Raw genomic sequence first — 17986 nt, 5'->3', positions numbered from 1 at the left:
ACCGCGATCAGGTCTTGCGCTCGGCCCTTTCGCGGCGTCTGACGTCGCGGACATTCATCTGCACGACCATGTCCTCGGCCTCGCGCGGCCCCATCCCGACCATCACCTTTTGCCGGACAACCGCAGGCTGGCCGGTGAAGACATCGATGATGCTCCAGCTCTGGGGAAGCTCCATGCGCAGCGTGTAGCGGTTGGCCATGGCGGTCAGCCTTGCATCGTGAAAAACACGGCGCCCAGGATCAGCACCGTCCAGGCGACGACCGACAGTTTCAGCACCATGCCGCCATGCACGGCCAGAAGCTTCCGCAGGTGCGGCACACCTGCCGACGAGACCGGTGCCGCCGCCAAGGCGACAGGGGCCTTGAGGCCAAGTTTTCCAAAGACGGGCAGCAGCGACGGTTCACGCACGAAAGGCCTCGAATGTCAGGGAAAAGCGAAGCAACTACGCTCGCACCCCTTCCATAGCACTCTTTTCGCGAGCGCCTGCATGCCAAATTCAAGACAGGATTGCTTTGACGGCCAGTCCGTACTGCCTTCGCAACACACAATCTATTCGTGGGAACTGACTGCGCCCGGGGCAGATTGGGACGCCAAATTTTGGGGGCCTCGCCTCGGGATCGAACCGAGGCTTCAGAGATTTGCCGTCTCCCGAGGGATTGTTCAGAATTTTCGGATCGAGTTTCAGAGCGTTCGCCAGCCAACCTTGCCGGGTCTCGCTTCCGGCGCAGAGTTGCGATCCTTCACGCCCCAAGCGGCAGCCCGCCCCGTCTCGACCGAGGGCCTCCAGCACTGCGACTGACGTTCTTCCCCAGAGCTACGCGCTTCCGAGGCTGCTTTTACCCCGCGTTGCATTTTGGAGGAGAGGAGCGGAGGCCAACCAACTTTTCCCCTTGAACAGCGATTCGATCTGGCTTAGCTTCTTCTGAGAAAAGGTTTTCCCAAACAATCGTCGTCGGGCTCGGCCACCTGCCGGGCCTCATCCGGCTCGGTAAGAGAAAACCTTTTCCCAACCAAGGATCTCGGCGCGATGCCATCGGACGATCTGCCTGTTCCGGTCATTTCCAAGCCAGTCACCTTGCGTGACGTGGCCGCCCAGGCCGGAGTCAGCGTCGCCACCGCATCCAAGGCGCTCAACGGCCAGGGCCGGATGACAGCCGAGACGCGCGAACGCATTCGCGAGACCGCCCGGCGGCTTGGCTTCCGGCCCAACAGCCTGGCGCAAAGCCTGCTCCGGCGCCGCAGCTTCACCGTCGGCCTGCTCACCAACGATACCTATGGCCGCTTCTCGCTGCCGCTGATGTCGGGCATTTCGGACGCGCTGGTCGACAATGGCGTCTCGGTGTTCCTGTGCAATGTCGAGGAGGATCCGCGGCTGGGCCAGATGCATGTCGACGCCATGCTCGACAAGCGCGTGGACGGCATCATCGCCACCGGCAAGCGCATCGATCGCCATCTCCCCGTCGACCTCTCCAATCTGCGCGTCCCGGTGATCTATGCTTTCACGCAGCCAGATCCCGACGCCGTCGCTTTCGTCTCGGACGATGTTGGCGGCGCCCGGCTGGCCGTCGAGCATTTCTGCCGGCTGGGCCGCAAGCGCATCGCCCACGTCACCGGGCCAGCGAGCTTTGCCGTGGTGCACGCGCGCGTCCAGGCTTACCGCGACGTGCTCGTCGAAAACGGCCTCCCGGTCAGCGAGCCGCTGCTCGGCTCCTGGTCGGAAGCCTGGGGTCACCAGGCGGTTGCGCAACTGTTCGAGGGCAAAAGCGAAAGGCCGGACGCGGTCTTCTGCGGCAACGACCAGATCGCGCGCGGCGTCATCGATGCTCTGCGCGAACGCGGGCTCGACGTCCCCAGTGATGTCGGCGTCATCGGTTTCGACAATTGGGAGATCGTGGCCGAGGCGACGCGCCCGCCGCTGACCTCTGTCGACATGAACCTGGTCGCGCTCGGGCGCGAGGCCGGGTTGACCCTGCTTTCGCTGGTCGGCGGCAAGCCCGCCGCGCCAGGCATTCGAAAACTGCCGTGCCGGCTGGTGGTGCGGCAGTCATGCGGCCATCCGCCGGGTGGCTGAAAACGAAGCGCCGCGCAATCGGCGCCGAGCCGCGGACCGCGGCCAACCTTGGAGGAGGAGAACATGAGGAACCTGATTGCCAAACTGACTCTGGCCGCTGCCGTTTTGGGTGGCGGTCTCGGCACTGCCGCCGCCGAGACGGCCAACATTTGGGTGCGCGCCGACGGCTCGAATTTCATGCCGAGGATCGTCGATGCCTACAACAAGGCGCACACCAACCAGGTCAAGCTGGACATCATTCCCAATGCCGAGATCATCCCGAAATACGGTGCCGCGGCCGCCGGCGGCACGGCGCCCGACGCCCTGTCGCTCGACCTGATCTACACGCCGTCCTTCGCCGCAGCCGGCCAATTGGAGGACATCACCGACTGGGCAAAGTCCCTGCCCTATTTTGCCAGCCTGTCGCCGGCGCATGTGAAGACCGGCACCTACAAGGATCACATCTATGGCCTGCCCTTCTCCGCCGACGCCTCGGTGCTGATCTGGAACAAGAAGCTGTTCAAGCAGGCCGGCCTCGACCCCGAAAAAGGTCCGGCCAACTGGGCCGAGATCGCGGCCGATGCCGAGAAGGTCAATGCGCTCGGCGGCAACATCAAGGGCTTCTACTTCTCCGGCAATTGCGGCGGCTGCAACATCTTCACCTTCACACCGCTGATCTGGGCGTCTGGCGGCGACATCCTGAGCGAAGACGGCTCTAAAGCGACGCTGGACAGCCCGCAGCTGCGCGGCGCCATCGATCTCTACCGCTCGATGGTCAAGAAGGATCTGGTGCCGGCGGGCGCGCAGACCGATACCGGCGCCAACTTCTTTGCGGCATTTGCCGCCGGCAATATCGGCATCTCGCCGTCCGGCGCCTTCGCCATTGGCGCGCTCAACACCCAGTATCCCGATATCGACTACGGCGTCACCTTCCTGCCGGGCAAGGACAGCGGCTGGTCGTCCTTTGCCGGCGGCGACAATTTCGTCGTCACCAAGGGCACCACCAAACTGCCCGTGGTGAAGGAGTTCCTCGACTTCGCCTATTCGCTCGAAGGCCAGACAATCCTTGCCAAATACGGCAGCCTGCCGGTGCGCGGCGACATCGCCAAGGAGGCGCTGAAGGATCTCGATCCGCGCTACCAGATCGCCGCCGAGGCTATGGCCAAGGGCAAGACACCCTATTCGGTGGTGTTCAACGACCTGATCAACTCCGCCAACGGGCCGTGGACGCAGATGATCAACGAGGTCTTCTTCGGCGACGATGTCGATGGCGCCATAGCCAATGCGCAAGAGACGATGCAGTCGATTATCGACCAGGCGCCGCAAAAATAGCGGCGGCCTACCCGGCCACCCGCCCGTCTCCCTGGGCGGGTGGCCGGCGCGTTCTTTACCCTCCCTCTTGTGGCGAGGGTCGCTGCAAAGCAGCGGGGTGGGGGCAGCGCCAGTACCCCCACCCGGACCTTCGGTCCGACCTCCCCACAAGGGGGAGGTGGGGCGGCCAACTGTATCCGACGGAAGAACAGGCACGGCATGAGCTCTATCACAACCGCAGCAACCCCTGCCCCGCCCCGCGCCCGCAGGGTCGCCAGCCGCCAACAATGGATCGGCCTGCTATATGTCGCGCCGGCTGTCGCGCTGGTCGTCGTCTTTTTCCTGATCCCACTCGGCATGACGGCGTGGATGTCGCTGCACAACTGGCCGCTGATGGGAGAGCACAGCTTTATCGGCCTCGGCAATTACGTCGCCATCCTGCGCGACACCAGGTTCTGGAACGCGCTGCGCTTCACCGCCTTCTACACGGTGATCGTCACCATCGCGATCTTCGTGGTGGCCTTTCCGCTGGCGCTGTTCGTCGAACGGCCGCGGCCGCTGACCAATCTCTACCGCACCATGTTCTTCATGCCGGCGGTTGTCGGTTTCGCCTCGGCCAGCCTGCTCTGGTCGTGGTTGCTGAATGTCGATTCCGGCCTGTTCAGCCCGGCCGCTTACGACCTCGGACTGATCGACAGGAAGTTCAACCTTCTGGCCACCTTCCAGCCGGCCTTCTGGTCGATCATCGCCATGGTCGTCTGGAAGGTCGCCGGCTTCACCATGATCATCCTGATGGCCGGCCTGCAATCGATCCCGCAGGATCTGCAGGAGGCGGCCGTCATCGACGGTGCCGGGCCTTTCGCCCGGTTCAGGGCGATCACCCTGCCGCTGATGCGCCGCACGCTGGCACTGGCGCTGATCCTGTCGGTCGCCGGCTCGATCCTCGCCTTCGACCAGTTCTACATCATCCTGCGCGGCGGCCCGCGCAACCAGACGCTGACGGCGGTCTACTGGATCTTCAACCAGTCCTTCGTGTCGTTCAAGCTCGGCTATGGCGCGGCCCTGTCGATGGTGCTGCTCGTCGTCCTGGTGGCGCTCAGCCTCGTCCAGCTGTGGCTGCTGCGCAAACCCGAGGGGCTCGACTGATGGCGCAGGCCGCCTCCCGCAACCGCCGGCTCCTGACCCGCATCGGCGAGCATTCGACAGGCATCATCGCCTCGGTGTTGTTTGCGGCGCCGATCGTCTGGGCGGTGCTGTCGGCGTTCAAGCCGGCGGCCGAAGCACGCCTGCCGCCGCTGCCGCCCTGGCCGACGTCGGGGTTCTCGCTGGAGAACTATGCCACGCTCAACAGCTTCGGCGACGGGCTGTGGGCCTCTGCGCAAAACAGCATCTATGTCTCGGTGATGACGGTCGTGCTGTCGGTCACCGTCAGCGTGCTGGCCGGCTACGGTTTTTCGCGCTTCCGGTTTCCGTTCAAGAACCTGTTCTTCATCCTCATCCTGTCGACGATCATGATCCCGTTCCAGTCGATCCTGACGCCGATCTTCCTGGTGCTGACCAAGCTTGGCCTGCACAACACCCTGACCGGCCTGGTCGGCGTCTATGTGACGCTGCAACTGCCGTTCTCGATCTTCATGATGCGCAACGCCTTCGACGCCGTGCCGCGCGAAATCGAGGAGGCCGCCCGCATGGACGGTGCCAGCAATCTCACAATGCTTTTGAAGGTGATGCTGCCGCTGGTCTGGCCGGGCGTCGTCACCATCGCCCTGTTTGCCTTCCTCGGCGCCTGGAACGAATTCCTCGCCGCCCTCGTGCTGATGACCGACCAATCCAAGTTCACGCTGCCGGTGATGATGACCGCACTGCAGTCGGGCCGCTTCGGCGCCATCGACTGGGGCGCGGTGCAGGCTGGCGTCACCGTGATGATGGTGCCGTGCCTGATCCTGTTCCTGGCGCTGCAGCGCTTCTACATCCGCGGCCTGATGGCCGGGGCCGTCAAATAGACAGACCGAATGGAGTAAGTTTCATGACCGCATCGCCATCCGCAAAAACCGGAAAACCGAAGCTCGCCTTCCGCCCGCTGCCGGTGCCGCAGGTCGACGTGCACGGCTTCTGGGGCGACCGCGCCGACGCTGTCGCCACACGCACCGCCGACATCCTCTACGAGCGCTGCGTCGAGGCCCGCATGCTGGAGCAGATCGATCCGGACCGCCCCTCGCCCGGCATAGTCATCCCCTTTCACTCGCCCTCTCCCGACGAAGCCGATCGCCAGGGCGCGGAATTCACCGGATCGACGGTGACCACGCAGATGTTCTGGGATTCCGATCTCGGCAAGACGATCGAGACCGCGGCCTATTCGCTTTACCGGCGCAAGAACCCCGAACTGGAGAAGAAGATCGATGCCGTCATCGACATGTATGGCAAGCTGCAGCAGGAGGACGGCTATCTCTCGAGCTGGTATCAGCGCATCCAGCCCGGCAAGCGCTGGACCAATCTGCGCGACTGCCACGAGCTCTATTGCGCCGGCCACCTGATCGAGGGCGCGGTCGCCTATTACCAGGCGACGGGAAAACGCAAGCTGCTCGACATCATGTGCCGCTATGCCGACCATATCGCGTCGGTGCTCGGCCCCGAGCCCGGCAAGAAGAAGGGCTATTGCGGCCATGAGGAGATCGAGCTGGCGCTGGTCAAGCTGGCGCGGGTGACCGGCGAGCGGAAATACATGGAGCTGGCCAAATACTTCATCGACCAGCGCGGGCAGCAGCCACATTATTTCGACGAGGAGGCCCGCGCCCGCGGCGCCGACCCGAAGGCCTATCATTTCAAGACCTATGAATACAGCCAGTCGCACATCCCGGTGCGCGAACAGCACAAGGTCGTCGGCCATGCGGTCAGAGCGATGTACCTCTATTCGGGCATGGCCGACATCGCCACCGAATATGGCGACGACACGCTGCGGTCCGCACTCGACCTTCTGTGGGACGATCTCACCACCAAGAGCCTCTATGTCACCGGCGGACTGGGACCATCGGCGCACAATGAGGGGTTCACCAGCGACTACGACCTGCCCAACGAAAGCGCCTATGCCGAGACCTGTGCGGCGGTCGGCCTTGTGTTCTGGGCCAGCCGCATGCTCGGCATGGGGCCGAACGCGCGCTACGCCGACATGATGGAACGCGCGCTCTACAATGGTTCGATCTCGGGCCTGTCGCTCGACGGTTCGCTGTTCTTCTACGAGAACCCGCTGGAAAGCCGGGGCGCCCACAACCGCTGGAAATGGCACCGCTGCCCCTGCTGCCCGCCCAATATCGGGCGCATGGTCGCTTCGATCGGCAGCTATTTCTACAGCCTGGCCGACGATGCGCTGGCCGTTCATCTCTATGGCGACTCGACAGCTCGCTTCGACATATCAGGCACACCGGTGAGCTTGACGCAGGCAAGCCGGTATCCCTGGGACGGCGCCGTCGAGATCGCGCTCGAACCGCAGGCGCCGGTCGAATTTACCTTGCACCTGCGCATTCCCGCCTGGAGCGCCAGTGCCCAGTTGAAGGTGAACGGCGAGGCCATCAAGCCGGCTGAGATCACCAGCGACGGCTACGCCGCGATCAAGCGAACATGGACGAAGGGCGATGATGTCCGGCTCGATCTCGAAATGCCGATCGAGCGGCTCTATGCCAACCCGCAGGTGCGCCAGGATGCCGGCCGCGTCGCGCTGTCACGCGGCCCGCTGATCTATTGCGTCGAGGCATCAGACAATGACAGCCAGCCGCATCGCCTGACGCTGCCGCGGACGGCCACCATCGAAGCGCAGCAGCGGCCGGAACTTCTCGGCGGCGTGGTGACGCTGTCGACCGCGGCACTTGCCGATGTCCCCGACGGCTGGCAGGACGGGCTCTACAGGCCCGAGCCGCCGACCACCGCCGAGACGCGCCTGACCGCCATTCCCTATTTCGCCTGGGACAACCGCGAGCCCGGCGAAATGCTGGTGTGGCTCAGGGACGGCTGAACGAGGTCGGTCTATGGGCGATGACCGATCCAAGCTCAGCCGCGGTCGATGCCGCAGTTTCGGGCTTTCGGTCCATATAGCGCAGACGCAGGCGCAGGAATGGCGCCTCGACGCAGGTGTAGCTGAGATAGCCGATCGGGATCGTCGCCACGAAGCACAATGCGGACCAGAGGCATGCGACGTAGAAATTGCTGATGCTCATGACATTCGTGTCTATGAACGCCGCCAATTGCATGACGAAGAACAGGTGCAGAAGATAGATCGAATAGCTGTAGGCCCCCGCCTTCTCCAGTATCCTGAACGGCGGGCTTGTTCGCTTTTTCGAAAAGCTCGTGTCGTAGTAGGCGATGCCGAAAGAATAGGCTGCCGCCTCCAGGGTCGGCAGGATGATCCATATCCAATGAGGCGACGGATAGCGGCCCAGTTGGTAAAATCCGCCGGCTGCATCGAACCACCAGAAGAACCCCGAAAAAGCCATGAGAACGGCCAGCGCCAGCCAGTGTTGGTTCTTCGCGTGGGCACGCAGGTGGAAGGCAAGAATGCCGGCCAGGAACTGATCCGCATGGCCTATGATGGTTACGGACGCCGCCGACTGCACTTCGCCGATCTGCACATACAGGACGGACCTCAGCACAATGGCTGCCGCGATGAACAGCAAGGGCGCGAACACAAACCGCCTGGATGCCATCAGCAAGAACGGCAGCAACAGGTAGAAGTGCGCTTCGATCGTTACCGACCAGCCGCCATTCGGGAGGGTGGGAAAAAGAAACCCCAATCCGACGCCCGTGAAATACCCGTCGAGGGACTGTCCGGCCAGGTACCTGCGGCAAGCCTCGATACAGATCACGACCAGCAGAAGCGGAAGCAGCCTGAGGGCCCTGTTGGCAAAGAAGGGCAGATAGTTGATCTGCTTTCCATCGAGCAGCTTGGCGAACAGGTACCCGGAAAGCGCCATGAACAGGGAAACGCCAGTATGCCCTTCATCCAGAACGCTGAAGAGGGGAAGAGCCGGCACGAAGTCATAAGGCACCGGGCCTTCAGGAGACGCATGAAGGAAATGCCAGGAAAAGACAAGAAAGGCCGCCAGGCCACGAACATGATCCAGCGCTGGGTAATGCTCTCCGGTCGAGGATTTCATGATTTGCCCACGCGCACCGTGTCCTGCGCCGGTGTTCAGGTCATCGTTGGGCCAGAACTGTTTTCAATTCATTAAACCCTCACTGCGGAGACTTTCGAAATCAGAGATTTGCTTCAAAAAGTGCTGTGGCCTGCAAACATCCGGGGCCAAACACGACTGAAGCGTGCCGCGTCTGAGCGGATCACTTCTGGGCGGATCACTTCTGGGCGATGGTCAGCCCGATCTCCACGGCCACCAATTCCTGCAACCGCCACAGATTGCGGTCGCGGATGCCGCAGGCTTCGAGGTGGCGGATCGTCTCGAAAAGATATTGCGCGCCCGAGCCCCAATGACCGGCGGCTGTCACCAGCGTCGCCGCGATCGCCTGCTTGTCGAGCTTGCCGGCATAACGCGGATTGGCGGGATCGACGACGAAGCCAAGCGCGCGACATGGGCCGCCTTCGGTCCTGACCTGCAGCCAGCGCGGCACGTTGACGGCGGGCAGGATGGTCATTTCGCGGCGCAGCAGCGCTTCGAGGTTAGCCGCCAGCGGCTCCGCGATCTCGAACACCATGCCCTGGCACTGGCCGCCGCGATCGAGCGCCATCATCAGGCCGGGCTGCTCGACCGTGCCGCGAAAACGCTGCACCGTGAAGCAGAACGAACGATGCCAGCCGCTGGCCACCGCGCGTTCTCCGCCCCTCACCTCACCGGCGGGCTTCCACAACAGCGAGCCATAGGCAAATAGTTTCAGCGGCCCGGCCGGAGCGCCGGCCAGCACCTCGTCGCGGATGCGCGCATAGTCGGCATCGGTCATGTGAACCATGCCCGGCGTCGGCCCGGCATCCTCGACAGCACGCATGGTGCGCGCGATGAGATCCTCGGTCAGCGCCATCGGCGTGTTGCGCGGGACCCTCGATGATGCGGTGGAAATAGCCTTGCTCATCTTCGCGCTCCCAGCCCTACCGCCATGTTGCCGAAGGCTGAAGGATTCTCAAGGGCCGTGCAGCCGTCTTGGAACGATGTTGCCGGCAAACTGTTCTGTTCCTTGCCGGAGGATGCCATGAACGACGCGTCGGCAAAGCCCGCTGGCCCCGTCCTTTCATCGGCGGAGCGCGTCAACACGCTGTCCCATTTCCACCGCGCCGAGATCGCTCGCATGGCGGGATGGCGCGACCGGCTGGACAGGACAACCAACTGGGCAATCACGGTGGTGGCGGCGCTGCTTTCGGTATCGCTGTCGACGGCCAGTGCGCATCACGGCGTGCTGCTGTTCGCCATGCTGCTGATCCTGCTGCTGCTGTGGATCGAGGCGCGCCGCTATCGGTTCTTCGATTTCTATCGGGCGCGCGTACGCCAGTTCGAACGCCACTATTTCGCCCAGATCTTTTCCCCACAGCCCGACTTCGCCTCGGACTGGCTGCTCATCGTCGGCGAAGGCCTGCGCGCGCCGAAATTCCTGCTGTCGCAGCGCGTCGCGCTAGCCCGTCGGCTGCGGCGAAATTACATCTATCTGTTTCTGATCCTGTTGCTGGCCTGGGTGCTCAAGATATCCACACCCAGCCTTCAAACCGTGGGTGTCAGGGCCGGCTTTGCCGGCTCGCTTCGCGAGGCCCTAGACAGCGCCGCCCTTGGCCCCGTTCCCGGTGTGGCGATCGTGGTTGTTGTGGCCGCATTCTATGTCGGGTTGCTTGCCATCGTCTTTTTCACGGCCGATGACGACGGCGAACTGTCCTTTGGCGACGTCCATGTTTGACGTTGATGTCCGGCGACACGCCGCTGCAATGTCAACGGCGCCCCGCGGCGTTGACATCCGCCGGGACGTTTGGGGAACGGAAGACCCTGTCTTCGCGGCTAGATGCCGAAGAACTGCTTGCCAATCATGTAGCCCAGTGCCGCCACGACCAGCGGAAAAAGTGCCGGCGCGGCTTTGCCAAGAAGGGAGACCTGCTGGTCCTTCGCTGGCGTATGACGTGCATTGCCGAGATTCTTGGTCATTGCTTGCCTCAGGTTCGGAGGATTTATTAGCAAATGCTTATTAAAAGCATGGCCGCATTAACGGCCTGATAGGAAATCAACTCTGATCAGAGGCAAATTCTAATGATCGGCACTTGGACGGCAAAGACGCGCTGCCCTATTTAGCCCGTTCGAAGCATTGGCCGCGACGCGCGGCCGTTCGCGCCAATCGGTAAAACCGCGCCTGAACAACAAGATGGCTCAGGAACCCGATTTAGCAGGTGAACGCCAGCTCCAGAGCCGGTGCAGTTCGTCCGCCGCCTCGCCCGACAGGCGCGGGGTCGAACGGCATGCCTGTGGGTACGCAGGCCGTGCGCCTCAAAAAATTCGCAAACCCAAAAAATTCGCAAACCAATGTCGGACTGGCTAGCCTTCGTCCGTCCTTGGGGTATCGAACAGGCATTCATGAAAGGATCCAGCAATGCCCGGCACCGTACGTTTGCACCGCGTTCTGACGACCAGCCCGGAAAAGGTCTATCGCGCCTTCGTTGAAGCGGACGCGCTGGCCAAGTGGCTTCCGCCAAACGGCTTCACCTGCACGGTCCATAATTTCGAGGCAAAGGTCGGAGGCACGTTCAAGATGTCGTTCCGCAATTTCACCACCGGCGACAGCCACTCCTTCGGCGGCGAGTATCTCGAACTCGTTCCGGGCGAGCGCCTGCTTTACACCGACAGGTTCGACGATCCCAACCTGCCCGGCGAGATACGAGTGACCGTGGTCTTGAAAAAAGTGTCGGTCGGCACTGAAATCGACATCACCCAGGCGGGCATTCCGGACGTCATTCCGGTCGAGGCCTGCTATCTCGGCTGGCAGGAGTCGCTCAGAAATCTGGCAAAGCTCGTCGAGCCCGAGATCAATCAGTAGGCTGAGAGTGGCTGGGAGAACGGTCGTTTCTGGCCTGCCGAAGCCCGAAACTTGGACTGTGGCGGGAACTGCCCTTTATCGCTAGCAATTCATCATTGCGTTTGACACCCCCTGTGACTGGACGTGTCAATGAAATGAAGAGTGCAGCGGAGGCTGAAAAAGCATGACTTTGACCAATCGAGACATTGTCGAACTAACCGAATGGCGGCGCAAGCTGCATCAGCAACCGGAAATCTCGAATGAAGAGGAGAAGACCGCAAAAGAGGTCGTCGCCTTCCTCGCCGATACGGGGCCGGACAAGGTGCTGACACAGCTCGGCGGGCACGGCGTCGCGGCCATATATGACAGCGGCAAAGCGGGGCCGACGGTGCTGTTCCGTTCGGAACTCGATGCCTTGCCTATCGAAGAACTTTCAGGCGTGCCGCATTCGTCGCGCGTGCCGGGCAAGTCGCATATGTGCGGCCATGACGGACACACCGCGATCCTGGCATCCCTTGGCCGTCAGTTGGGGCGCGAGAGGCCTGCAAGCGGCCGCGTCGTGCTGATGTTCCAGCCGGCGGAGGAAACCGGCAATGGCGCGGCCGGCGTCGTCGCCGATCCGCGCTTCGGCGAGATCGTGCCGGATTTCGCTTTCTCATTGCACAACCTGCCCGGCGTGCCGTTCGGCGAGGTGCGGCTCAAAGCCGGCGTGGTCAACTGTGCATCACGCGGCATGCGCATCGTGCTGGAAGGCAAGACCGCCCATTCGTCCATGCCGGAGACCGGCATCTCGCCGATGCTGGCGATCAGTGAGCTGATGCCGGCGCTGCCGGCGCTCGGGCGCGGGACCTTCGCCGATAACGACTTCTCCATGCTGACGGTCACCCATGCCGCGATGGGCGAAGCCGTGTTCGGCATCGCGCCGGCTCACGCCGAGGTGTGGGCAACGCTGCGCACCCGGCGTGACGAGCGCATGGCAAACCTGTGCGCTGCTGCCGAAGCACTGGTCGCCAGGATCGCGGGCGAGCATCGCCTTTCCGTCCGCTGGGACTATCACGAGATCTTCGTCGCCAGCGTCAACGCGCCGGACGCGGTGGAGCATCTGCGGCGCGCGCTCGATGAAGAGGGCGTCGCGCACGGCGAAGAAGCCCTGCCGATGCGCGCCTCTGAAGATTTCGGCCTGTTCGGCCATAGTGCCAAGTCGGCGATGTTCTTCCTCGGTGCAGGCGAGCGGCACCCTGCCTTGCACAATCCCGACTATGACTTTCCCGACGACCTGATCCCGATCGGGTCAAGGATCTTCATGCGCACGGCACGTAATTTGCTGGGCTGACCTCCGCCAACTCTAACACCGAAAGGAACACGCAATGCCAACGATGCCAAAGAACACGATTTGCCTCTGGTTCGACAAGGACGCCGAGGCTGCGGCTCGCTTCTACGCGGAGACCTTTCCCGACACCAGGGTGGGCGCCGTTCACCGTGCGCCGAGCGACTTTCCGTCCGGCAAGAAAGGCGACGTGTTGACGGTCGAATTTACCGTTGCCGGCATTCCCTGCATCGGATTGAACGGCGGCTCCACATTCAAGCAGAGCGAGGCCTTCTCGTTCCAGATCGCCACCGACGATCAGCAGGAAACCGACCGCTACTGGAATGCCATCGTCGGCAATGGCGGCCAGGAGAGCGCGTGCGGCTGGTGCAAGGACAAATGGGGCGTGTCCTGGCAAATCACGCCGCGCACGTTGACCGAGGCCATGGCGGCCGGCGGCGAGGAAGCCAAACGCGCCTTTGATGCGATGATGGAGATGACGAAGATCGACGTCGCGGCGATCGATGCAGCCCGGCGCGGCTGACCTCGATCGCAGCTGAGTTGCTATCTGACCTTGATGACGACCTTGCCCTTGGCGCGTCCTGTTTCGACATAGGCCAGCGCCTCGTTGGCGGCTTCGAAGGGAAAGACCCGGTCGACAACCGGGCGGATCGCACCAGCTTCGATGAGCGATGCGATCTTGCTCAATTGCTCGCCCTGCGCCCACATGAAGAGAAACGAGAACGTCACGCCACGGCGGTTGGCTCTCGCTCGAATACCGCGGCTCAGCAGGCGAAGCACCAGCTTCAGCACCATGTTCAGTCCCTTTTCCCTGGCGAAGTCGGGATCCGGTGGGCCGGAGATGGAGATGAGCTTGCCTCCCGGTTTCAGCACATTCAGTGACTTTTCAAGTGTCTTTGTGTCCTGGCTGTTCAAGACGACGTCGTAGCCCGACAGCACTTTTTCGAAATCGTCTTTCTTGTAGTCGACGACGACATCGGCGCCGAGCCCCTTGACCAGACCGGCACTCGCCGCGCTGGCGGTGGTCGCAACGGTCGCGCCGAGATGCTTTGCCAGTTGGATGGCGAATGTCCCCACGCCGCCGGATCCGGCTTGAATGAAGACCTTCTGTCCCCTCTTCAGGTTGGCCCTTTCGATGAGCGCCTGCCAGGCGGTCAGGCCGACCAGCGGGATCGAGGCCGCCTCTTCCATGCTGAGGTTCCCGGGCTTCAGCGCCACATCCGCCTCATCCATGGCTATGAACTCGGCAAATGTCCCGATCCGGCCATCGCGCGGCCGCGCATAGACGTCGTCGCCGAGTTTGAACTTGCGGACTTTCGATCCCACGCGGACAACCCTCCCGGCCACGTCGTGACCCAGGATGAATGGTCGGCGATAGGGCAGGATCAGCTTGAACTCTCCGGTTTTGACCTTGGAATCCAGCAGGTTCACCGCCGCGGCGTGGACCTCGACAAGGACATCGCTGTCCCCGAGTTTCGGCTCCGGCATTTCGGCCAGCCGCAGCGTGCCGTTCTTACTATACTTGTCGACGACGAATGCCTTCATGGCAGTGACTTTCTGAGAGATTGTTGATGTTCGGGACGAAAGCCGCCCGGTGAGAGGTGTCAGGCCTCGAGAAAGGCCAATGCTTTCGGAACGAAATCCGCGTGGTTCTGGAACACCCCGCCATGGCCGGCATCCGCATAGATCACCAATTGCGCCCCCGGAATGCGGCGGGCGAGATCGTGGGTATTGACGCTCGGCACCATCCTGTCGTGATCGCCATTTGCGATCAGCGCGGGGATGCGGATGGCGCTCAAATCTTGCGGCGCCTGTAGTCCATAAGCCTTCACCGCCCGGAGTTGCGCGCCGAATGCGCTAAGCGATATCGGCCTGTCGCGGTCGGCCTTGCGCTCTGTCAGCCGCTGCAGGAACGCCTTCGCGGCGCGACGCCCATTCACCGTTCTGGTGAAGAACAGATAGTATTTCGGATCCCGAAAAGTCAGCGCACCCTTGATCATGTCCACGATCGTAAGTGGTGTCATCTTGTCGATGCCTTGGCCGCCGGCCGGTCCGGTGCCGGCCAGGATGAGCTTGCGCACAAGCCTGGGTTCGGTCAGCACGATCTCCTGCGCCACGAAGCCGCCGAGTGAGAAACCGAAGAGATCGACTTGATCGAACCCCAGCGCCCGGACAAAGGCGACCGCATCCCGTGCCATCTCGGCGACGCGTGACGGCGTTTTGCCGCCTGAAGCACCAACGCCCCTGTTGTCGAAGGCGATCACCCACCGGGCCGCGGCGAGGCCATCGACGATGCGTGGATCGAAATTGTCCAGTTGAGCGCCGAGATGGTTCAGCAGGATTACCGGCACGCCCGTCCTTGGTCCGAGCTGCCGATAGACGAATGCCGTGCCGCCGACATCGACGGAATGCGTTGGCGTGTCCTGGAACGATGCCCGTAAGTGGGGCGACCGCTTGAACCCATGTGTCATGCTTGGCACCTCCGCCTTGTGGGGGCTGGCCAATCGTGTTGTCGTTCCTAGACGCATGTGCGTGAAATCCTCTGCTCGTTGTTGTTCAAACCGGCAGGCGGAACTGTTTGCGCAGGCTCTTGTCGAATATCCCTGCGGGAGCAAAGCGACGCAGCAGGCTGACTTGGCGCGCTGCCTTGCCGGCGGTGTAGCGCCGTCGCGGACGGGCATCGGTCGCTGCTTTGACGACCACCTGCGCCACCACTTCGGGCCGATCGGCGACAGGCATCACATCGCGAAGCAGCGCTTCCAGCGTAGCTCGAGCCTGATCGTATTCCTGCAAAGGCGAATCCGGCTGGAGCCCGTTCTGGTCGAAGACAGTACGAACGAATGCCGGCTCGATGACCGAGACACGGATATTGAAGGCACGAACCTCATGGTCGAGCGATTCCGAATAGCCCTCGAGCGCGTGCTTGACTGCCGAATAATGCGCTGAATACGGCGCCGGCACCAGTCCCAGCACAGAGCCGATATTGACAATGCGCCCTTCGCCACGCCGCCGCATCGACGGCAGCACCGCATTGGTCACGCGGATGACGCCGAACAGATTGACGTCGAACAAGGCCTGCACCTGTGCAATCGAGAATTCCTCGGCGCCTCCAAGCTGGCCGACGCCGGCATTGTTGACCAAGAGGTCGATCCGGCCGGTTTGCGACAGCACCGTCGAAACGAGTGCGGCAACGGCTTCACCGTCGGTCACGTCGCAAACCAGCATGGTCACCCCGTCCGGGCCGTCGTCGGCCTTGCGCCGGCTGGTTCCGAAAACCGTGAACCCCGCCCTTGCCAGAGCCTCGGCACTGGCGCGGCCAATGCCCGAAGAGGCTCCCGTCACAACAGCGGTTTTTCCGGAATTCGCATTCATTTCGTGCTCCAAAATCATGAGGGCTAGCTTTTTTGCGCCCGTTGAATTACATTCGTAATATCAGATTACGCTCATAATGCAATAGCAGAAAGGAATAGCAGCCATGCGCTACGAAAAGGGCCGGAAGGACGCTTCGCGCGGACGGATCATGGAGGTCGCAGCGGAACGCTTTCGCGGCGACGGCATAGCTGCGTCCGGACTGGCGACCATCATGAGCGACGCCGGGCTGACGAACGGCGCCTTCTATCCACACTTTCAATCCAAGGCGCAGCTTGTCCGCGAAAGCGTGGCGGCGGCGATGGAGCTTCAGGCGCAGCAACTGGCGGAAGCATTGGCTTCGGGCGTGGAGATGGCCATCGACACGTATCTGTCGGCCGAGCACCGGGACAATCCCGGAAAGGGCTGCGCGTCAGCTGCGCTGCTGCCGGAGCTCGCCCGTCAGCCGCCTGAAACGCGTGAAGCCTATACAGACCACCTGCTGGCTTTGGTGCGCCAGTTGGCGCAAGCGCTTCCGAAGGGCAAGGATCCGGAGGGCGTGGCGCTGGCTGTCTTCGCAACGCTCCTCGGCACGCTGCAAATGGCCCGCGCCGTGGGCGGAACGGAATTGTCCGATCGCATCCTCTCGGCGGGGAAAGACGCGGCGAAGACGCTGATCGAGCAGCGTTAGCGCTCCAGGAAAGATCGTAACGGCGTTGCCGGCCATATGGCTGACATCGGGTGATCGCGAAGGAAGCTGATCGTGAGGAATATGCCGGGCGTTGACGGATAGCCGATCCGTCAGATCTTCCGGCTGGCCAGCAGCCTTGTCAGCCAGTCCGGATTCATTTCCGGAACAGAGGACAATAGCCGTTCGGTATAGGCCGCGTGCGGTGGCGTGAGAACTTCGCTCTTCAATCCTTGCTCGACGACTTTGCCGCGGTGCATGACGACGATTTCGTCGGCTATCGCGCGCACGGTAGCAATGTCATGGGTAATGAAGATGTAGCTCATTCCGAGTTCACGTTGGAGACGTATGAGAAGCTTGAGAATTTCCTCTTGGACGATCTGGTCGAGCGCGGACGTGATCTCGTCGCAGATGATAAGCTCCGGATCGGCAGCCAACGCGCGGGCAATGCAGACGCGCTGTTTTTGGCCACCCGACAGCTCGCCAGGCAGGCGTTCCAGAAAATCTTCGCTCATCTCGACCATGTGCATAAGTTCGCCGATCCGGCGATCCCTCCGCGCGCCCCGAAGGCCGAGGTAGAATTCGAGCGGCCGCGCTATGACCTCTTCGACCGTTTGGCGCGGATTCAGGGCGTTGTCGGGCATTTGATAAATCATCTGTATGCGGCGCAGGACCTCCTTCGGCCGCGTCTTCAGGCCCGTGGAAAGAAGCTGGCCGGCAAAAGAAATCGAACCTGAAATTGGCGGCAAAAGGCCGGTGACGACTCGAGCGAGCGTCGATTTCCCCGAACCGGATTCGCCGACCACAGCCACGGTTCTTCCGCGCGGAACCTTGATGGAGACATCCTGGAGCACCTTGACCTTTCCTGCATAGGCCGCGGTAACGTTGTCTATCGTCAGCAGATTGTCATCGGCTGGAACTTCGGGCTTGGCGAGCTTGCGTACGGCCCAGAGCGTTTTTGTATATTCCTGGCTGGGCGAGGCCAGCATCTGGCGTGTATCAGCCTCCTCCACGGTACGTCCGTGGCGCAGAACCATGATACGATCCGCCATTTGCGCCACCACCGCTAGGTCATGCGTCACGTAGATTGCAGCGGTGCTGAATTCCTCCACGATGTTGCGAATGGAAGCTAGAACTTCAACCTGCGTGGTCACGTCGAGCGCCGTTGTTGGCTCGTCGAATATTATGAGGTCCGGACGACAAGCCATTGCCATCGCTGTCATTGCCCGTTGCAACTGCCCGCCGGAGACCTGATGAGGATAGCGAAAGCCTATGGTCT

Annotated in this window: 19 protein-coding genes; 10 read left to right on the top strand and 9 right to left on the bottom strand. The window is 62.2% G+C overall.

Annotation, left to right across the window (positions count from 1 at the left end; translation table 11 throughout):
• Positions 1 to 7: 7 nt before the first annotated feature.
• Both EOA19_RS29445 and EOA19_RS29440 read right to left on the bottom strand, forming a co-directional pair.
• Positions 8 to 199 (bottom strand): hypothetical protein, encoded by a 192-nt coding sequence (locus tag EOA19_RS29445; protein ID WP_023809342.1) that lies wholly within the window; start codon positions 197 to 199, stop codon positions 8 to 10.
• 5 nt (positions 200 to 204) lie between these two features.
• Positions 205 to 408 (bottom strand): hypothetical protein, encoded by a 204-nt coding sequence (locus EOA19_RS29440; protein WP_023809343.1) that lies wholly within the window; start codon positions 406 to 408, stop codon positions 205 to 207.
• A gap of 619 nt (positions 409 to 1027) precedes the next feature.
• On the opposite strand from EOA19_RS29440, the gene EOA19_RS29435 reads away from it, so the two are divergent.
• The 5 genes from EOA19_RS29435 to EOA19_RS29415 all read left to right on the top strand — a co-directional run bounded on the left by EOA19_RS29435 (position 1028) and on the right by EOA19_RS29415 (position 7367).
• On the top strand, positions 1028 to 2071 hold the full coding sequence (locus tag EOA19_RS29435; protein ID WP_128305585.1) for a LacI family DNA-binding transcriptional regulator: 1044 nt from the start codon (positions 1028 to 1030) through the stop codon (positions 2069 to 2071).
• A gap of 63 nt (positions 2072 to 2134) precedes the next feature.
• Positions 2135 to 3382: a sugar ABC transporter substrate-binding protein gene (locus EOA19_RS29430; protein ID WP_128305584.1), complete on the top strand. Its 1248-nt coding sequence runs from the start codon at positions 2135 to 2137 to the stop codon at positions 3380 to 3382.
• A 198-nt stretch (positions 3383 to 3580) separates the two neighbouring features.
• Positions 3581 to 4507, top strand: coding sequence for a sugar ABC transporter permease (locus EOA19_RS29425; RefSeq protein WP_128305583.1), 927 nt, complete (start codon positions 3581 to 3583; stop codon positions 4505 to 4507).
• Entirely contained in the window at positions 4507 to 5364 is an 858-nt protein-coding gene (locus tag EOA19_RS29420) for a carbohydrate ABC transporter permease (RefSeq protein ID WP_128305582.1), read from the top strand. Before EOA19_RS29425 ends, EOA19_RS29420 begins: the two co-directional genes overlap by 1 nt.
• A 23-nt stretch (positions 5365 to 5387) precedes the next feature.
• Entirely contained in the window at positions 5388 to 7367 is a 1980-nt protein-coding gene (locus EOA19_RS29415) for a glycoside hydrolase family 127 protein (protein WP_128305581.1), read from the top strand.
• Here EOA19_RS29415 and EOA19_RS29410 read toward each other — a convergent pair.
• Positions 7354 to 8505: an acyltransferase gene (locus EOA19_RS29410; protein WP_023809349.1), complete on the bottom strand. Its 1152-nt coding sequence runs from the start codon at positions 8503 to 8505 to the stop codon at positions 7354 to 7356. The genes EOA19_RS29415 and EOA19_RS29410 overlap by 14 nt on opposite strands.
• Positions 8506 to 8701: 196 nt before the next feature.
• The gene (locus EOA19_RS29405; protein WP_128305580.1) at positions 8702 to 9430 is read right to left on the bottom strand and encodes a gamma-glutamylcyclotransferase; all 729 of its coding nucleotides are present in this window, start codon (positions 9428 to 9430) and stop codon (positions 8702 to 8704) included.
• 117 nt (positions 9431 to 9547) lie between these two features.
• Between EOA19_RS29405 and EOA19_RS29400 the strand changes: the two genes are divergently transcribed.
• Entirely contained in the window at positions 9548 to 10240 is a 693-nt protein-coding gene (locus EOA19_RS29400; protein ID WP_128305579.1) for a DUF2270 domain-containing protein, read from the top strand.
• Between the two features lie 98 nt (positions 10241 to 10338).
• Here EOA19_RS29400 and EOA19_RS29395 read toward each other — a convergent pair whose 3' ends face one another.
• On the bottom strand, positions 10339 to 10482 hold the full coding sequence (locus tag EOA19_RS29395; protein WP_023809352.1) for a hypothetical protein: 144 nt from the start codon (positions 10480 to 10482) through the stop codon (positions 10339 to 10341).
• 439 nt (positions 10483 to 10921) lie between these two features.
• On the opposite strand from EOA19_RS29395, the gene EOA19_RS29390 reads away from it, so the two are divergent.
• The 3 genes from EOA19_RS29390 to EOA19_RS29380 all read left to right on the top strand — a co-directional run bounded on the left by EOA19_RS29390 (position 10922) and on the right by EOA19_RS29380 (position 13194).
• A complete protein-coding gene (locus EOA19_RS29390; RefSeq protein ID WP_023809353.1) occupies positions 10922 to 11365 on the top strand; it encodes an SRPBCC family protein in 444 nt (147 codons plus the stop codon).
• Positions 11366 to 11528: 163 nt separating this feature from the next.
• Complete coding sequence (locus tag EOA19_RS29385; RefSeq protein WP_128305578.1) at positions 11529 to 12677, top strand: amidohydrolase; 1149 nt, start codon at positions 11529 to 11531, stop codon at positions 12675 to 12677.
• Between the two features lie 43 nt (positions 12678 to 12720).
• A complete protein-coding gene (locus EOA19_RS29380; protein WP_174800353.1) occupies positions 12721 to 13194 on the top strand; it encodes a VOC family protein in 474 nt (157 codons plus the stop codon).
• 20 nt (positions 13195 to 13214) lie between these two features.
• Here the strand turns inward: EOA19_RS29380 and EOA19_RS29375 are convergent, their stop codons facing one another.
• The 3 genes from EOA19_RS29375 to EOA19_RS29365 all read right to left on the bottom strand — a co-directional run bounded on the left by EOA19_RS29375 (position 13215) and on the right by EOA19_RS29365 (position 16043).
• On the bottom strand, positions 13215 to 14216 hold the full coding sequence (locus EOA19_RS29375; protein ID WP_128305577.1) for an NADP-dependent oxidoreductase: 1002 nt from the start codon (positions 14214 to 14216) through the stop codon (positions 13215 to 13217).
• 59 nt (positions 14217 to 14275) lie between these two features.
• Positions 14276 to 15142, bottom strand: a complete 867-nt coding sequence (locus EOA19_RS29370) for an alpha/beta hydrolase (RefSeq protein ID WP_128305576.1) — start codon at positions 15140 to 15142, stop codon at positions 14276 to 14278.
• 85 nt (positions 15143 to 15227) lie between these two features.
• Positions 15228 to 16043, bottom strand: a complete 816-nt coding sequence (locus tag EOA19_RS29365; protein WP_128305575.1) for an oxidoreductase — start codon at positions 16041 to 16043, stop codon at positions 15228 to 15230.
• Between the two features lie 103 nt (positions 16044 to 16146).
• Between EOA19_RS29365 and EOA19_RS29360 the strand changes: the two genes are divergently transcribed.
• The gene (locus EOA19_RS29360) at positions 16147 to 16710 is read left to right on the top strand and encodes a TetR/AcrR family transcriptional regulator (RefSeq protein ID WP_128305574.1); all 564 of its coding nucleotides are present in this window, start codon (positions 16147 to 16149) and stop codon (positions 16708 to 16710) included.
• 110 nt (positions 16711 to 16820) lie between these two features.
• On the opposite strand, the gene EOA19_RS29355 is transcribed toward EOA19_RS29360, so the two are convergent.
• Positions 16821 to 17986: ABC transporter ATP-binding protein (locus EOA19_RS29355; RefSeq protein WP_164893072.1), on the bottom strand; the 1166-nt coding region annotated here is incomplete at its 5' end.

This window comes from Mesorhizobium sp. M7A.F.Ca.US.010.02.1.1, assembly GCF_004023085.1.
Taxonomy (GTDB): Bacteria; Pseudomonadota; Alphaproteobacteria; order Rhizobiales; family Rhizobiaceae; genus Mesorhizobium.
The sequence above is the reverse complement of the archived record's forward strand: the minus strand, read 5'-3'. Positions and strand labels throughout refer to the sequence as shown.

Excerpts from the sequence above, each read along its gene's own strand:
- EOA19_RS29395 (WP_023809352.1), bottom strand. The coding sequence starts at position 10,482 with ATGACCAAGAATCTCGGCAATGCACGTCATACGCCAGCGAAGGACCAG.
- EOA19_RS29425 (WP_128305583.1), top strand. The coding sequence starts at position 3,581 with ATGAGCTCTATCACAACCGCAGCAACCCCTGCCCCGCCCCGCGCCCGC.
- EOA19_RS29445 (WP_023809342.1), bottom strand. The coding sequence starts at position 199 with ATGGCCAACCGCTACACGCTGCGCATGGAGCTTCCCCAGAGCTGGAGC.
- EOA19_RS29380 (WP_174800353.1), top strand. The coding sequence starts at position 12,721 with ATGCCAAAGAACACGATTTGCCTCTGGTTCGACAAGGACGCCGAGGCT.
- EOA19_RS29410 (WP_023809349.1), bottom strand. The coding sequence starts at position 8,505 with ATGAAATCCTCGACCGGAGAGCATTACCCAGCGCTGGATCATGTTCGT.
- EOA19_RS29405 (WP_128305580.1), bottom strand. The coding sequence starts at position 9,430 with ATGAGCAAGGCTATTTCCACCGCATCATCGAGGGTCCCGCGCAACACG.
- EOA19_RS29370 (WP_128305576.1), bottom strand. The coding sequence starts at position 15,142 with ATGACACATGGGTTCAAGCGGTCGCCCCACTTACGGGCATCGTTCCAG.
- EOA19_RS29420 (WP_128305582.1), top strand. The coding sequence starts at position 4,507 with ATGGCGCAGGCCGCCTCCCGCAACCGCCGGCTCCTGACCCGCATCGGC.
- EOA19_RS29365 (WP_128305575.1), bottom strand. The coding sequence starts at position 16,043 with ATGAATGCGAATTCCGGAAAAACCGCTGTTGTGACGGGAGCCTCTTCG.
- EOA19_RS29415 (WP_128305581.1), top strand. The coding sequence starts at position 5,388 with ATGACCGCATCGCCATCCGCAAAAACCGGAAAACCGAAGCTCGCCTTC.
- EOA19_RS29435 (WP_128305585.1), top strand. The coding sequence starts at position 1,028 with ATGCCATCGGACGATCTGCCTGTTCCGGTCATTTCCAAGCCAGTCACC.
- EOA19_RS29360 (WP_128305574.1), top strand. The coding sequence starts at position 16,147 with ATGCGCTACGAAAAGGGCCGGAAGGACGCTTCGCGCGGACGGATCATG.
- EOA19_RS29430 (WP_128305584.1), top strand. The coding sequence starts at position 2,135 with ATGAGGAACCTGATTGCCAAACTGACTCTGGCCGCTGCCGTTTTGGGT.
- EOA19_RS29385 (WP_128305578.1), top strand. The coding sequence starts at position 11,529 with ATGACTTTGACCAATCGAGACATTGTCGAACTAACCGAATGGCGGCGC.
- EOA19_RS29400 (WP_128305579.1), top strand. The coding sequence starts at position 9,548 with ATGAACGACGCGTCGGCAAAGCCCGCTGGCCCCGTCCTTTCATCGGCG.
- EOA19_RS29390 (WP_023809353.1), top strand. The coding sequence starts at position 10,922 with ATGCCCGGCACCGTACGTTTGCACCGCGTTCTGACGACCAGCCCGGAA.
- EOA19_RS29375 (WP_128305577.1), bottom strand. The coding sequence starts at position 14,216 with ATGAAGGCATTCGTCGTCGACAAGTATAGTAAGAACGGCACGCTGCGG.